Genomic DNA, 15,500 nt, shown 5'->3' on the forward strand with positions numbered 1-15,500 from the left:
CGCGCCATTTTTCAAACGCAGACGCGGTTTGATCTTATAACAAGTCATCCATTTCTTTTTCTTTTTTCGGCAGCATAATCGTTTCTGTATCACGTATTGCTTGCTCAATAAGCGGTTCAAAATCGAGAAAGCTTTCAAAATATTGGACTTTCTCTGTTCTTGGCCGTGTTTTTGGTGCGGCCGGTGTGAAAATCGTACAGCAGTCTTCATACGGTAAAATGGAAATATCATGCGTGCCAATTTTACGGGCCGTATCCATAATGTCAAGTTTATCTGACGCAATAAGCGGACGCAAGACCGGTGTATTTGTGACATTATTAATCGCCGCCATGCTTTCCATCGTCTGACTCGCAACTTGTCCAAGACTTTCCCCCGTCACAATGGCAAGTGCACCTGTCTGTTCACGAATACGGTCGGCAATTCGCATCATCATGCGGCGCGTCGACGTCATCGTATAATTTTCCGGTACTTGCTTATGTATCGTTTCTTGAATATGTGTAAATGGCACGATGTGCAGGCGTACATGGCCGCCATACTTCGTTAAGGTATCCGCTAAATCCATCACTTTTTGCTTCGCTCGTTCACTTGTGTAAGGTGGACTAAAAAAATGGACTGCTTCAATTTCCACACCGCGTTTCATCATCATATAACCTGCGACAGGACTATCAAGACCGCCGGATAATAGCAAGACTGCTTTCCCCGCCGCACCTGCTGGCAATCCACCTGCTCCAGGATACGTTTCACAAGACAAATAGACCGCTTCCTGACGGACTTCAACAACAAGTGTGAGATTCGGATGATGTACATCAACTGTTACATTTTCTGTCCCCCGCAATACATGACCACCAATTTCATGATTTAACGCGTGTGTATCAAGTGGGAATGTTTTATCAGCGCGGCGTGTTTCGACTTTAAATGTCGTCGCACCAATCATTGCTCTTTTCACCAATTCAAGTGCTGCTTCTTTCATTTCATCAAGTTCCTGAGACGTTTTCACAACTGGACTGAATGATTGAATGCCCGATACGTGCAAAAGCTGTTCTTTTACCTCGTAAAATGAGGCACCATTTAAATAAATAAACATACGATCACGCTGCGCTTCCACCTGAATGCGATCATCTGCGAGCAGCCGCTTAATATTTGATTTCATTTTATTTGTAAATTTGCTCCGGTTGCGTCCTTTTGTTGACATTTCACCGTAACGGATTAAAATGCGGTCATAGTTCATGTTCGTTCATTCCTTTTTTTCGCCAGAACCGGCACGATGCGGTCCAGTGCGTCAATAAATTTTACTGATTCTTCCATTGTGTTATACCGTGAAAGACTGATTCGAATAGCAGACGCAGCATGTTCTCTATTTACATTCATCGCTTCGAGTATCCGACTTGGCTTATTTTGCTTTGATGAACATGCACTTGTTGTAGAAACAATAATTTCTTCCTTCTCAAGCGCATGAACAAGCACTTCCCCCTTTATACCTGGTATGGAAAAATGAAGTATATGCGGGGCTGACTGAGGCGGTGTATGAATAATAGACCATTCACGCTTTATTAGCTGGCCGCGAATAAATCCTGTCATCTCTCTTGTCTTTTCCGGATCACTTTGTTGCAGAAGACGTATCGCTTTTGCTAATGATGCAATTCCCGATACATTTTCTGTACCGCTCCGAAAACCCCGTTCCTGTCCCCCGCCAGAAAAAAGAGGGGCAACCTGTACACCCTGTCGCTTATATAAAAAACCTGTTCCGTTTAAGCCATGTAATTTATGCCCAGATACAGACAATAAATCTACACACGCTGCTTGTAAATCAAGGGGCACTTTCCCAAAGCCTTGTACGTCATCAACATGAAATAGAACAGATGGATATTTTTTCAATAGCTTCCCTATCTCTTTAACCGGCTGTACAGCACCTGTTTCGTTATTCACGTGCATAACGGATACAAGAACCGTCTCACCTGTGATCGCCTGTTCAATCTCTTTCTTTTGAACGATCCCGTTTTCATCTGGCTTTACATATGTAACGCTATATCCGCTCTTTTCAAGGTCACGACATGCTTCAAATACAGATGGGTGCTCGATCATCGTTGTGACGATATGGCGGCCGCGGCCTTTATAAAAAGAGGCAACTCCTTTTATCGCCAGATTATTCGATTCGGTGCCTCCAGAAGTAAAGATGATTTCATCTGTAGACACCTTCATTAACCCAGCAATTTGTTCACGTGCTTTTTCTATTAAACGCTCCGCTTCCATCCCCGGTGAATGCAAAGAGGAGGGATTTGCAAAAAAGCGAATACCTGCTTTCACAAACGTGTCCATGACCGATTCATCCGGCATCGTCGTCGCACTATTATCAAAATAAATCATCATTTAAGACTCCTCATCTTTTTTCACCTATCCATGTTAGCACATCAACTAAAAAAAAACCGCCTCTTTTATTTTGAGACGGCTGTTTCTTTCTTTTTTCGTTCTTCGGTATATTGCGCATCGAATCTTTTTAATCCCCTTGAATCAACTTTATCAATCGCCGTGGCACATAATTCAAGTGCTTTTCCGTAATCCGCATGACGGAAAGCTATTTCTGCTTCATTTAGCTTTGACCCGATTGATGGATGTGTCCCCCGGTACCGGTTACCAAACTGGATCATTCGCTCAGACAGCTCAACTTGCTCAATTAATTCATCTGTTTTATTCGTCAAATGATTGATCGCACTTTTCGCTGCATCCAGTTTCTCACGGACAGCTTTCATATTAAGCGGTTTCTCATTTAAATAGGTGTTTGTTTCCTTTAAGCGATGGTGTGCTTCTTCCGCCATATCGCGGTAATAATCTGGCAGCCCTGGCAAATTGCTTTGCTTCACTTTACGTGTAATTTGCTGTACATGCAGCCGCAATGACTGTAATTCTTCCCCTGCTTCTACTTCATCTTTTCGGAGCGTTTGCAAAAAGGCTGTAAATCCTTCCTGCTCTTTTTTCATTTCTTTAATCCGTGCTTGAATATCTTTCAATTCATCATATAAAAACGAATAAGCTGTTTTTTCTTCCGCAATCCGTCCATGTAAAATTTCATATTGTTTTTCGAGATGATAAATTTCTTCCTCTAGATAGCGCGGTACGCTTGACTCTTCCTCATCCAGCTGGTAGCTTTGCTTCACAACATCTGTTTCTTCAATTAAATCGCCATTATATCCTCTTATCTCATCAATAATCAAACCGATTTGACCTTCATCTTTCATAACATTGTGCCGAGCTATGACTTCCTTTTCAAGCAAGTCATAGAAAAATTCAATGCTGTCTTTTGCATCTGATACGATGAGTTCTGTTTCTTCCACTTCCGTTTTTACGAGAAAGTCACGACAACGGCTGAGATCTTCTTTTAACACATTCGCTTCTTTTTCAATTTGCAAGTGGTCAAGTAAATAACCATCCTGCTTCATTTCTTTATAACCGTTTTCAATTTCAGCCAATTGTGCCGGCAATATGTGATTTACTTCTGTCATCAGCACAGGAATACGTTCCATTTTATGCTGGATCTTGTCCATTTCCACTTGAATTTCCATCAATAGCTCTCGCGCTTCTAAATAATTACCATCTTCTGTTAAGTCAGCAAATTTTTCAAATCGCCCCGTTGATACATCTAACTGCACTTCAAGAACAGCTGCCGCTTTCCCAAACGTATGACGATGTGCAAGAAGCCGTTTTCTAGCATCACGCTGCCGCGCATGCATGTCTTCTCCTTCAGCTCGGTTTTTCTCTTCACTGCCTACAAGCTGGTCAAGTTCAGTTAAAATCCCATCCACTTTTTTCTCAATTTGATCGAGGTGGCCGGCAATGTCAGCATTCGTCTTTTTGGCTGTTCCGAACCGAAATTGATCTATCTTTCCTTCAGATTCAAATAACTTTTCATCGATAGCAGGGATATCAACTGTTACAACTTCATCCCACTCTGCACGCCATCTATCAAACAGTTCTTCCGTCTGTCCAGTCATGTTGAGCCGTTTTACTTTTGTCAATTCTTCATTCACAGGACGATGCAAAAGCTCCGTCTTTTTCATATCAAGCCGATCAATTTCCGTCGCATTTTTTTTCCTAGTTATTATTATGTAAATGAGCAAAACCAATGCGACAATTACCGCTCCAATGACGAATTTCACCATCATAAGCCCCCTCGTAACAACGAATAAATAAGATATATGTAAAATAGACGCCACACATTGCGTCCTTTAGTACAATTACGTATAATTTCACTAGTATTAATAATAGCACGACTACACATTTTTTGGATGGGAACTTGTGTTTTTTCGTATAGTTTTCGCAAAAAAATGTCAAAAAAGCCGTCACATTTTTAAAAAAGGAGATTTAGCATATGTTTAGAGATGGACATATTCATACTACCTATTGTCCACACGGTTCAAAAGATTCACTTAATCAATATATTGAACGCGCAATTGAGTGCGGATTTACCGATATTACCTTCACTGAACACGCGCCGCTTCCCAAAAACTTCATCGATCCCGCCCCTGAATGGGACAGCGCAATGGACTGGAACGATTTGGAACCGTATTTAAAAGATGTCGAAGCAGCGAAAAAACAGTATAAAGCGTCCATCCGTATTCGAACAGGCCTTGAAGTTGATTTCATCCAAGGTTTTGAGCGTGAGACAACTCATCTGCTTAATGAATACGGGTCATACCTTGATGATAGCATTTTATCAGTGCATTTTTTACGTCATGCAGACCGTTATTACTGTGTTGATTTTAGCGAAGATGAGTTTCGTCTCATAGCAGAACGATTCGGATCAGTTGAAGCCGTCTATACATCGTATTATGATACATTACTGCAATCAGTGGAAGCAAATCTTGGAGCATTTAAACCAGAACGCATTGGACATATAACTCTTGTTCATAAATTTCAGCGTATGTATCCGTGCCATGTATCGTTTGATGACCGGATCATGGCGATTTTACAAGCAGTGAAAAAGAACGGCTATTCATTGGATTACAATGGAGCCGGCACCGTCAAACCGCTTTGTCTTGAATCCTATCCTCCCGAGCACATTGCGCACTCAGCCCGTTCACTCGGTATCCCCCTTATTTATGGATCGGATGCGCATACAGCAGCTGGCATCGGACAAGGTTTTGACAAAATAGATTTTACATTATTGGAAGGAAGTGTTTAATCTTGTTTCAACATGTTCACTATTCTGATACAAAACAAGAACAGTATGCACTCGTGACGAAGCAGCTGGAAGCACTCTTAGCAGGAGAGCCTAACCAAATAGCAAATTTAAGCAATGCATCTGCACTTCTCGGCCAATTTTTGGACCGAATCAACTGGGTCGGCTTTTATTTATATGATGGCTATGAACTTGTCCTTGGTCCATTTCAAGGATTGCCTGCCTGTGTCCGTATCCCTTTAGGTAAAGGCGTCTGCGGAACAGCTGCAATTGAACAAAAAACGATTCGTATCGCTAATGTCGATGATTTTCCCGGACACATTGCATGCGACGCGGCATCTCGCTCAGAAATTGTCGTGCCTCTCGTAAAAGATGGTGAACTGATTGGTGTACTCGATATTGACAGTCCGGAAGTAAACCGCTTCAAAGAAGTAGATGAAATTGGTCTCACACACTTTGCGAACGTATTGACTCGTTTCCTTTAAAAAAGATTGACAGTCTTATTTGTGCGTTATATACTATTCTTTGTGTAAAATAAATGCAGCCTATGTGTATGCTGTTTTGATTTCATTTTGTTTCTTTGTCCGGTATGATTCGGAAAAGGGGCATCGTGTAACCCGTTGCTGCAGGGCGATGGTGCATGAAAACAAAATGTGCTTGCAGTTAATTCACACCGGTTTTTATTTTACAACAAAATAAAAACATTGAAGGAGGAGTCATATTATGGCTCGTTATACAGGTCCAAGCTGGAAATTATCCCGCCGACTCGGCATTTCACTAAGCGGTACAGGTAAAGAAATCGAAAAACGTCCTTACGCTCCAGGTCCACACGGCCCGAATCAGCGTAAAAAATTGTCTGAATACGGAATGCAGCTTCAAGAGAAGCAAAAACTTCGTCACATGTACGGCGTGACTGAGCGTCAATTCCGTAACTTGTTCGATCGCGCTGGCAAAATGAAAGGTGTATACGGCGAAAACTTCATGATTCTTCTTGAATCACGTCTTGATAACCTTGTTTACCGTCTAGGTCTTGCCCGCACTCGTCGTCAAGCACGTCAGCTTGTTAACCATGGTCACGTTGTTGTTGATGGAAAACGTCTTGACATTCCATCTTACCGTGTGAAAATTGGTCAAACAATCGGTATTCGTGAAAAATCAAGCAACTTCACAATCGTTAAAGAAGCAGTAGAAGTAAATAACTTCGTACCTGACTACTTGACGTTTGATGCTGACAAACTTGAAGGTACATTCACACGCCTTCCAGAGCGTTCAGAACTTCCTGCTGAAATTAACGAAGCACTTATCGTTGAGTTCTACTCTCGTTAATCATTTTTCTTTGCAAAGAGTAGCGATCAAAACCCTAGAAACCTTGATATATCAATGGTTATAGGGTTTTTTCTTTATATGAACTAGGCAAAATACTGCATAGAATAACCCTGTTTTGGGGCTAAGTGGGGCTAGATCGGGGCTAATAAAAACTAGGCGGCGTGTGTATAGAAATATGTAAGGGATAACAGATTGGAGCATAGCGCTTCAATCTTTTTTATTTGACGAAACATCGAGTAATTGCCGAGTAATGACTGTCGTCAAATTGGGGACGGTTGAAAAGTCCACCCGCTTTTACTCATTTTTGAGTAGCTGCCTGTAACGGTAAGTTTTTGCGTTACACCTAATCAGCCCTCTCGTAATTAGATGAAGCGGAAATTTCGTTCATACTTCGCCGCTTCTCTTTGTAACGTTTAAGGGGAGCATAATGCAATAAAAAAAAGACACCAAACAGTGCACGATTTTCCATATCTGCTTAGTATCCCTTTAGATGACTGAGAGAACTTTTTAAATATGTAAATTTGAAATTATTTTTACTTCACTCGGATGTTGAAGGAAATCTCGATCATTTGTAACTATCAAAATAGAATCTTTTAAACACAGACTAACAAAATACTCATCATTAAAATCAAAAGAATTACCCACATTAAAGATTTCCTCTAATTTAAGTGATGCAAAACCATCATCTAACTTTGTTGCATATTTGAAAATTCGATCATTAATAATAATTTTTAAATAGTCAATAGTGTCCTTAAACTCCTGACTATTCCTGAAATCTCTTTTGTAATGTAATCCAGGATTAGATTCTTTAGCTAGATTATACTCAAGTCTACAATAAGCATTAAAAAACTCGGATATTTGAAGAGCGCTTGTATATATTCGTGCCTCCGAATCAATTATCTTTTCAAAAAGATGATTGTATTTCCCGACTACATTCTCATTGTAATTACCAATACTGCAGTATAAATACATCCAAATATTCGTGTCTAAAAATATTTTGTCTTCGGCATTCGGATTGAAACTATCCAGATGAATGTAATCACTCATTTTCAAATACCTCATCAATATTTTTTGTTAAATTTTCATTAGTTTTGATGTCAAGTTTTGCTCTAGTTATAACTTTACTTAACAAGTACTTATCTAAGTTATCCATATCCGCGATTGTAAGAGTTTGATTAAGCACATCCGATGAAAAATGATTGTAAAGATTTCCTATAGCTTTATTTAAAAACGCGGTTGTTGTATCATTTACATCCAAAAAGCTTAAAGTAGTTTTTTTTCTTTTATGAATAGCATTTTCTAAATAACGATATAATAACTCCCCTTTCTCTGGAGAAACTGCAATTTTTGAATTTATAATATCCTTAACAAAGACACGCTCCATATTTAACCCTCCTTGGATTAAAAAAATATTTCACTATTTAAGCTAAAAGTTTGCTCTAGTTTTGAGATAATATTCACTACTGTTCCAGGAAAATAATATTCCAGCAACCGTGTATTTATGTTCCCTTCATTGTTTTCCCAAAAACCATTTCCTGATATTATTTGAAAAATCCCATTATTACTTGTTAAAAACTCATCAATTATATGAAGTCCAATACCTCCAGCCTCAGTTATGTCTTTTGTAGTGTGACCATAATGAGTAGCCCAGTCAATTGCCTCATGATCTAAGAATTCTATATGTGGATATTTATTACGTACATTTAATCCAATAGTATTTCCTAGGTCTGATATTGTAAAAGCTACTTTATTATTTTTATGATAATACTGTCCGCAGGTATAAACTTTGTCACTTCTAGCATGAAGATTCACATTCAGAAAAACTTCATTTAAACTTAATTTAAAGCTCTTTTCAACAGAATTGGATAGATCTAATCTAATTTTAGGGATAACGTTATCTGTCACATAGTTTGAAAACTCATCTACCTCTGACACTGAGAAAACATGGTATTTGATTGTTGAATCAAAGGTGTCATTTATAGCACCTAGGTTATATGTTTCGTAAAAACCGTTTTTCTTAAAAACCTTTTCAATCGAAACGTTAATATCACTCATTATAATAGTACAGCCATCGTAGACTTTTGATTCAATCCATGCTCCTAAAACTGAAGCTAGATTTGCTTCAAACCATCTTGTCGATTTAAAATTTAATTCTATATTTTTATCGGCAAAACCTTCCGTACTTGTAAATAAATAAGACATAAAATTAAATCCATAATAATCATTTTCGACTGTAACCGGAATTTCAATCTTAATACTATCCATGAAATATCCCTTGGCGATTTGTTTCTAGTATATACATTTAAAACTCCTCCCCTTCCTGCCGCCTCATCCTCTTCACCTTACCCTGATGCATGACGACCTTATATTCACCGTGCAGCGGTAGCTCTCTGATCTTGACCTTGTCGTCACAGATCACCACCACATAACTGCTTAGTATTTTCATTATATCTGACTTTAGCTGTGTCACATAGTTCTACTATCAAATTATTCAAACAAAAAAGAAGCGGCTGATCCGCTCCTTCTTACACTCTTATATTTGGTTACTGCCCAAACCAGGCGACAATGCCACCAGTGCTTTCAATAATGTTACTCTCGCTTTGTATCATGATCGCCAATCTGCAAAGAGCCTTTTGCTTTTTGCGTTGATATGTCCGTTCACTCCATTTCAATTCTGGCCAAACCATATAATCATAAACATCATCAGTTAAGTAACGTCGCTTAATGATTGCTTTTTCATCGCCTATCAGTTGATTCAATGCCTGTTGAAGCCATTCATATTCCTTTTCGAGAAGCGGCTCCTGGCGCATATCCCGGGCTTTTCTGTAAAAGCATTGTCGTTCCAGGAGCAATAAAAGGCGCTCATGATTGCACATTCACTTTAGGAGCTGGCTTTTCGCCAAACCGTGCAACAATTTCACCGGATTCATTCACGATATGCATAATATGCTCATTCTGCATTTGTAATTCACATTCGTCATCGAACGATACATACACGTTTTTAATTTTCGAGAAGCGGACTGATCTGCGCGGTAAACCATGTACATCCTTTATTGTTGCTTCAAAGCCTATTTGTATGCCACCCGCTTTTAAAACCCACTGAGTAGCCTGTTTGCTCTGTTTAAGCCGTTCCAGTTCATCCGTGAACAAATCATGGTACATTGGCAATCACTCCTATCAATGAGTTATTTGGAAGCGGTTCTACCTTCTGAAAAAAAGACAGCATACCCGACACTGAAAGCCTGTACTTTTTGGTACGCCCCTTTTTAAGGCAGCCGAAAGAGCCGACTTTTTTTATGGACTCCAATTATTCCAATAATTCTTTTTTAGGACTGCCGAAAATGCCAAAATGATAGTCCTGTTTTTTGTTTTGTTGGCCCTTCTCTTTTTAGGGTGTCACATTTGTCACTATACGTGCGTGAAGAGTTAGGTTCTTTGCTCTAGTATAAAGCCCATTCCATCCAGCACAGCCGCTACATCATCACGGATACTTATACTGCCATCCTCTTCTTGTCTGAATCCTTCCGGCTGTATGGCCACAATACCCGCACCCTTTTTATAAAGATGCAGGCTCCCATCCGGCTGCATTCTGGGAGCAATGAAAGTCTCGTAAAATCCATGTTTCACCGCATTCTTATTGCCCCATTTTGGCCGTCTATTGCCGCTATTTCCCACCCCTATTTGATTGCCCGGCAGGAAACGGCCAGTCTCTGGATCGCGTTGCATCCGTTGCACCCCTTTACCGTGTTCGTTTCGGAAAAAATAATGTTTTTTTGTTGTGTGATTGTTGAATAATTGTTACAACTTTTCCCTCACCAATTCCTTACACAATCCCCTATTTTGGTATGGTGAAAGTACGGTGGCAGTTGCTTTTTCTCACACTCCATCCCGCTAAAAACAAGCGTTTCATCAGCTTTTATACAACGATAAGCACAACAAAAGGTTGCATTAAAGTTGCAACGCGTTGCACACAAACGTTGCATCCTTTTTCTTATTTTATATGCACTGTTTTATAGTATTTTACAGAGTGCTCTATTGGGAACGTTCCGAATAAAAGGAGCATTCCAATAGTAACGTTACCATTGAGTGTTACCATTCAAAAGGAACTCTTTGTAACGTTTCAACATGCTTTCAACCCGCACTGGTAAGCGGTTTGTAACGTTAAGTTTTAACGTTACAGCAATATTTAAGTTTGAGTTTGTTTTTAAAATTCAGGTTCACTGTCATTTTACAGTATAAGAAAAACCTTAACATTTGCTAACCTTTGTAGCATTTGAAAACCTTACGAATGCTTACGGTTTACATTGTAAAAATACTAGGTTTTACTAGGGTTTGTAGCATTAAGATTTTCGTCGTTTTGACCACCATTTACCATCATTTGTAGCGTTTTAATTCAATCCCTTTTTAGGGTGTGGGAAATGTCGCCTTTGTAGCATTTAACCGCCGTTCATTACTTCATCATGCAAAGCCTTTAAATGATCCTCAAACTCCATTCCGTGCTTTTTCTTTATCCATGCTCTATATCGTCTGCTATGCCATTTATGCGCGGCTGCATATCTTCGTACAGTCTGATAAGGGATATTAAACTGCTCGCTGGTATCCTTTAAGGTAAGACCACTTTCTTCTCCCGATCCGATAAAGTACCGTTCTGCCTGCTCCCAATCATATTTTAGATTCATGGTCACGCTCCTTTACATGGTGTCATGGTCTGTTACATCCTAAATCATAAGGAAAAATAAAGGCCAATTCCCTATGTAAACTCCACTCAAACCTTGATATATGGATTTATAGCCTGTTTGCAAATATGCTATTTTAGAGCATTTAATGACGGGAAAAGAGCCTGATGTTTCAAATAGGACATTGATCCCTTGCGTAGTGATAATATGTCGTCGTGCGGCCGTCGGTTTTGCTGATAAGGTGGGATTCCTTCATTAACTTGTATAACAATGCGAATTCAGAGAAAACACTAAAAAACAAATAACCCGCTCAAACAGTTATTATTAGAGCGGGTTATCCTAAAATTAATTTTACTATAGGTTATGACATTTTTTGAACAAGTAAATTAATTGCCTTATGCAGTTGAAATATCTCATTAGCATGTCCATTTAAATCTAGTTGAAATTCTGAAGAGTAGTTGATAAATTTGAAATCAAAGTTATGGTATTCTTTCAAATCGATTGTCACAAGGAATTGACCTTTTAGGTCTTCTAAGAGTTCAAGGGAATCGTATTTACTTTTTCTTTTGCCATTCTCACTCTCTTTAACTAAATCCTGCAATGTTCTTTGAGCAATAAGAAGGATTTCTAAGTCAAATTCCATATAAGCAGTATATATTTCAATACTATCGCCGTGATTAATTTTAAAACGAAATCTTTTATTCTGATTCTCTATTTCTATTTTCCAAAATTCATCTTCAATTAATGAAATCATCCTAATTGGTCCTTTCATTTCTTTTTCTTCTTTTTGTCACTGTAATGGTAATGTCTTACTTTTTTTGTTTTAGGATTATAAACAACCTTAAAATTACGTGGTACATTATTTTTATAGATGGTAGTTGTATATTTGTTATATCCTTTAGCACCATCTTTTTCTTTTTTACCATATACAATAGTATTTGCGATGATATGACGTGGTACATATCTATTTGTACTTGCATGTTCATAAGCTTTACTATCATATTTGAATTTTTTCGCAATATTCTTTGCTTTTGAAGTTTTATAAATTGAAATCTTTTCGCACAGCAACGTCCATTATTTTTGGAATAGATGCGATGCATATGGTAAAAAAAGGGCAATTTGTTTTACGGGATAAGTCTGTCCAAAATCAAGTGAAGGTTCATCCATCAACTATTTGGAATTGTTGCTTAAGACCAGATTCCACTAGGAAACTTTTCGTCTCTTTATACCTTCCCCAATTATTTGCACCAGAACCCAATAAAAGGAGCAGAATATAGTAATCTGCTCCTTTTCCTACTTCTATTAAATATTTATTTATCTATCCACTTAATACCAATCTTTGCAAAAGAAATTCTACTTTCGTTAATACCTTCTGTATACTTATTTTAAATATTAATCTTCTTTTATACGTATAATGGGATCTTGGTCATGATAAGCTATACATACTGGTACATCAGTATTAAAAAGTTGGACAGAAGCCATAAAAGCTAAGATAGTTCGTACAATTAAATAAATAGTTACACCTGCTTCATCATCTTCTTCAAATCCACCATATTGATCGTAAATTTGACTAAATTCAGGCAGAGAAGATCCATCGATAACTTCAATCCAATCAGAGGCCCAATCATCATCTTCTTCGCTTAAAGAGTTATATTCTGAACACAGAAAAAAAGTTCCTTCCCAATTGTTATCAATATCATATTCAAAATAAATAGCTTTTATATTTTGATTGTGGGAATGCTGCAAAGTCTGTTGGAATTTTTCTGTCAAGGAAGCAATATAATTATTTAAATCTACTTGTTGGATTTCTTTTGCTATATCCTTATTAGCTGTGTCCTTGCAAATTTCAAAGTATTTTTTCTCTAGTGCTTTACTATCTAAAGACAAAATATCGTATTGAATATCATCTAAGTAATCATAGATTAAGTCCATCTTCTCTACCTTCCTTTTTTCCAATAATTAGAGTATAACATGGCGGGATTTTTTTGCACATTTTTACGTAAGCTTCGATAACCTCTTTGAAAATCTTTTTTATTTCCTTTGGCATACCTATCTAACTTCTTCATATTTCTTAGCATATAATCGTGGTAAGCGTTAGGATGTCTTCCTTGGTGTCTCATTCGCTTTTTATTCCAACCAGCATCCAAATCTAAATCGTATTTATTAGCTATTTTTTGAAACTGTTTTGTATACCTCTTACTTTTATTAGTGGCAAAGTGGTGTACTTGAAATGGTTTTTTCTTTATGCTTTTTATACCCGCTTTAGCAACTTTGAATTTGCCTCCACCGATAGCGCCCATTGCTGCTGCTCCAGCAACGCCTTGCCAGCCTTTCCCACTCTTATAAGCTTTATAACCACTATACGCCGCAAATCCAGCATTAACCACTAACCAAGCGACGTTGCCATCTGGATCAGACATCATAACCGGGTTACTGCTAGCATATGCATAACCATTCTGTGTTTTTGGGTCGTTCGTATCGCCGCCTTCTGGATCAGGAGAAAGAAAGACGCCCTCTGTCGGCTGGTAGTAGCGCGCAATTAGGTAATATAGTTTTGTTTCGTCATCATACCGGTATCCTTTGTAGCGGATCTTATTTTCGACTGCCATTGTACCGCTTTGCGACAAAATATTGCCCCACGCATCGTACGTATAAGACGCAACCACAGTACCCGATGCATTCGTTAAGCCGGTAATTTCTTTTAGCACATTATACGTGTAGTAATAGTTTTGCCCGCCCTTGGTCATCACCAGCGGGAAGCCATCCGGATCATACAGATATTCGGCTGTAATATTGCCGGCTGTATCTGTTTCAAATAGGACATTGATACCTTGGCCATAATGATAGTTTGTCGTCTGGCCGCCAGCGGTCTTGCTGACTCGGCGCCCCTCATCATCATATTTAAATGTGGCGACAGTTACGCCCGCATTTGTTTTAATATCCGTGAGCTGGTCAAATTTATTATACACATACGTGTACTGGCTGTCCTTGGTCCGGTTGCCATTGCTGTCATACGTATAGGCCTGTCCACCACCCACCGTTTTTAACTGATTGTTGGCATCATAGGTATAAGCCGTGGTCGTAGTGACCCCATTTTTGACAGTCGTTTTGCTTTCCCGGTTGCCGACGGCGTCATAGACATAGGATTCAGACAGCTGGGCAGAATCAATGGATTGTGTTTCCAGCTGATTAGTTTTGTCATACGTAAACGCCTTGTTGCCGGAAGAAGAAGTAACCGCATTTATATTTCCGTTTAAGTCGTAACCCAGTGATTCGTCTAAAAGAACGGTCGTTCCTTTGGTCACTTTCAGCGTTTTCATCTGCTGCGCATTATCGTACGTATAATCGGTCCAGATTCCGTTTACATATCTTCGCTGTTTTGGCTCCCCGGTTGGGTAATAGTCATAGGCTCCTTGAACGGCACCATTCCGGTACACATTTTTCAACCGGTCCGCTGGATCAAAGGCAAGACGCTGGGTAAAGAAAGCAGCTCCCGACATCCCTTTAATATCTGTTAGTGTTTCAGTGACTGAATAGCCATATTCAATGGCCTGCTGCTCTTTTGTAACGGTTTTCAGCTTATCAGCCTTGTCATACGTAAGGCTCGTAATCTTCTGGTCTTCTCCGTTTTGGATTACGGTAGTGTTTCCATTTTTATCATACTCGTAATGCCATTTTAAATACCCATTAATACGGATATCCGTTGGTTGGCTGTTGGCATCATAGTCGGTTTTGACAATCGCACCATCCGGCTTTGTCTCGGTTGTCATATTGCCGAGCGCATCGTATCCATAGATAGTCTTCTGTCCAAGTGGCTCTTCCCTTGACATAAACTGGTTTTGATTGTTATAGTCCATTGTTGTCGTATAGCCGCGCGGATTGGTAATAGTTTTTAAATTCCCGTTATCATCATATACATACGAAGTTTTATTCCCTTTTTCATCGACTGCCGATTTCAGTCGTTCCTGCTCGTCGTAATCGAACGTAACTTTATTTCCTTTTGGATCGGTTACTTCTTTTGCGTTTCCGTATTTGTCATTGATAATCGATGTTTTCCGTCCAAGCGCATCGGAAAACTTGTTGGCGTAGTTTTGCATCGCATCATATTCATAGGTTTCTGCCACTCCGCCTGGAGGCGTCATTGTTTTTACATTTCCATATGGTTCATAGTACGTATATGTTGTTTCTTCATTCAGCGGATTAATTTCCTTAATCACATCTCCATACGCATTGTATTGGTATGTCATTGTGCCATCCACATCGGTAACGGTTAGCGGCTGGCTAAAGTTATTATACGTGTAAGAAACTTTATAGCCGAGTGGGTC

Annotated in this window: 18 protein-coding genes and 1 pseudogene; 4 read left to right on the forward strand and 15 right to left on the reverse strand. The window is 39.0% G+C overall.

The window, feature by feature from the left end; all coding sequences use genetic code 11:
* Positions 1 to 34: 34 nt before the first annotated feature.
* From thiI to ezrA, 3 genes are all read right to left on the reverse strand, one after another.
* On the reverse strand, positions 35 to 1,228 hold the full coding sequence (gene thiI / locus BLL40_RS02660) for a tRNA uracil 4-sulfurtransferase ThiI (protein WP_073710337.1): 1,194 nt from the start codon (positions 1,226 to 1,228) through the stop codon (positions 35 to 37).
* Positions 1,225 to 2,364 (reverse strand): cysteine desulfurase family protein, encoded by a 1,140-nt coding sequence (locus BLL40_RS02665; RefSeq protein WP_073710338.1) that lies wholly within the window; start codon positions 2,362 to 2,364, stop codon positions 1,225 to 1,227. Before BLL40_RS02665 ends, thiI begins: the two co-directional genes overlap by 4 nt.
* Before the next feature lie 68 nt (positions 2,365 to 2,432).
* Complete coding sequence (gene ezrA / locus BLL40_RS02670) at positions 2,433 to 4,157, reverse strand: septation ring formation regulator EzrA (protein ID WP_083566218.1); 1,725 nt, start codon at positions 4,155 to 4,157, stop codon at positions 2,433 to 2,435.
* Between the two features lie 206 nt (positions 4,158 to 4,363).
* On the opposite strand from ezrA, the gene hisJ reads away from it, so the two are divergent.
* The 3 genes from hisJ to rpsD all read left to right on the forward strand — a co-directional run bounded on the left by hisJ (position 4,364) and on the right by rpsD (position 6,499).
* Entirely contained in the window at positions 4,364 to 5,176 is an 813-nt protein-coding gene (gene hisJ / locus BLL40_RS02675) for a histidinol-phosphatase HisJ (protein WP_073710339.1), read from the forward strand.
* Between the two features lie 2 nt (positions 5,177 to 5,178).
* Complete coding sequence (locus BLL40_RS02680; protein WP_073710340.1) at positions 5,179 to 5,658, forward strand: GAF domain-containing protein; 480 nt, start codon at positions 5,179 to 5,181, stop codon at positions 5,656 to 5,658.
* A 238-nt stretch (positions 5,659 to 5,896) separates the two neighbouring features.
* On the forward strand, positions 5,897 to 6,499 hold the full coding sequence (gene rpsD / locus BLL40_RS02685) for a 30S ribosomal protein S4 (protein WP_073710341.1): 603 nt from the start codon (positions 5,897 to 5,899) through the stop codon (positions 6,497 to 6,499).
* A 507-nt stretch (positions 6,500 to 7,006) separates the two neighbouring features.
* Here rpsD and BLL40_RS02690 read toward each other — a convergent pair.
* The 10 genes from BLL40_RS02690 to BLL40_RS17500 form a co-directional block, all read right to left on the reverse strand.
* A complete protein-coding gene (locus BLL40_RS02690; protein ID WP_073710342.1) occupies positions 7,007 to 7,546 on the reverse strand; it encodes a type II toxin-antitoxin system VapC family toxin in 540 nt (179 codons plus the stop codon).
* Entirely contained in the window at positions 7,539 to 7,883 is a 345-nt protein-coding gene (locus BLL40_RS02695) for an STAS-like domain-containing protein (RefSeq protein ID WP_073710343.1), read from the reverse strand. The genes BLL40_RS02690 and BLL40_RS02695 overlap by 8 nt, the downstream gene beginning before the upstream one ends.
* A gap of 17 nt (positions 7,884 to 7,900) precedes the next feature.
* Entirely contained in the window at positions 7,901 to 8,764 is an 864-nt protein-coding gene (locus BLL40_RS02700; protein ID WP_073710344.1) for a hypothetical protein, read from the reverse strand.
* 37 nt (positions 8,765 to 8,801) lie between these two features.
* Positions 8,802 to 8,945, reverse strand: coding sequence for an XtrA/YqaO family protein (locus tag BLL40_RS17300; protein WP_159434180.1), 144 nt, complete (start codon positions 8,943 to 8,945; stop codon positions 8,802 to 8,804).
* A gap of 97 nt (positions 8,946 to 9,042) precedes the next feature.
* Positions 9,043 to 9,309 carry an ArpU family phage packaging/lysis transcriptional regulator gene (locus BLL40_RS02705; RefSeq protein ID WP_143180076.1) on the reverse strand — a complete coding sequence of 89 codons (267 nt, stop codon included), beginning with the start codon at positions 9,307 to 9,309 and terminating at the stop codon, positions 9,043 to 9,045.
* A 52-nt stretch (positions 9,310 to 9,361) separates the two neighbouring features.
* Entirely contained in the window at positions 9,362 to 9,661 is a 300-nt protein-coding gene (locus BLL40_RS02710) for a hypothetical protein (RefSeq protein ID WP_073710346.1), read from the reverse strand.
* Positions 9,662 to 9,925: 264 nt separating this feature from the next.
* Positions 9,926 to 10,225, reverse strand: a complete 300-nt coding sequence (locus tag BLL40_RS02715; RefSeq protein ID WP_073710347.1) for a hypothetical protein — start codon at positions 10,223 to 10,225, stop codon at positions 9,926 to 9,928.
* Between the two features lie 710 nt (positions 10,226 to 10,935).
* A complete protein-coding gene (locus BLL40_RS02720) occupies positions 10,936 to 11,178 on the reverse strand; it encodes a hypothetical protein (RefSeq protein WP_073710348.1) in 243 nt (80 codons plus the stop codon).
* A 358-nt stretch (positions 11,179 to 11,536) separates the two neighbouring features.
* A complete protein-coding gene (locus BLL40_RS02725) occupies positions 11,537 to 11,947 on the reverse strand; it encodes a hypothetical protein (protein WP_073710349.1) in 411 nt (136 codons plus the stop codon).
* A complete protein-coding gene (locus BLL40_RS17500; RefSeq protein WP_073710350.1) occupies positions 11,944 to 12,243 on the reverse strand; it encodes a hypothetical protein in 300 nt (99 codons plus the stop codon). The genes BLL40_RS02725 and BLL40_RS17500 overlap by 4 nt, the downstream gene beginning before the upstream one ends.
* On the opposite strand from BLL40_RS17500, the pseudogene BLL40_RS16740 reads away from it, so the two are divergent.
* Positions 12,222 to 12,366: pseudogene (locus BLL40_RS16740) on the forward strand (IS6 family transposase); the annotation flags it as partial. The gene BLL40_RS17500 and the pseudogene BLL40_RS16740 sit on opposite strands and share 22 nt — an antisense overlap.
* Positions 12,367 to 12,567: 201 nt before the next feature.
* Here the strand turns inward: BLL40_RS16740 and BLL40_RS02735 are convergent.
* Positions 12,568 to 13,107 (reverse strand): DNA ligase-like domain-containing protein, encoded by a 540-nt coding sequence (locus tag BLL40_RS02735; protein ID WP_073710351.1) that lies wholly within the window; start codon positions 13,105 to 13,107, stop codon positions 12,568 to 12,570.
* A 5-nt stretch (positions 13,108 to 13,112) separates the two neighbouring features.
* The coding region (locus tag BLL40_RS02740; protein WP_173799878.1) for an RHS repeat-associated core domain-containing protein at positions 13,113 to 15,500 on the reverse strand (2,388 nt) is incomplete at its 5' end.

The organism is Domibacillus mangrovi, from assembly GCF_001906925.1.
Classification (GTDB): domain Bacteria; phylum Bacillota; class Bacilli; order Bacillales; family Domibacillaceae; genus Domibacillus; species Domibacillus mangrovi.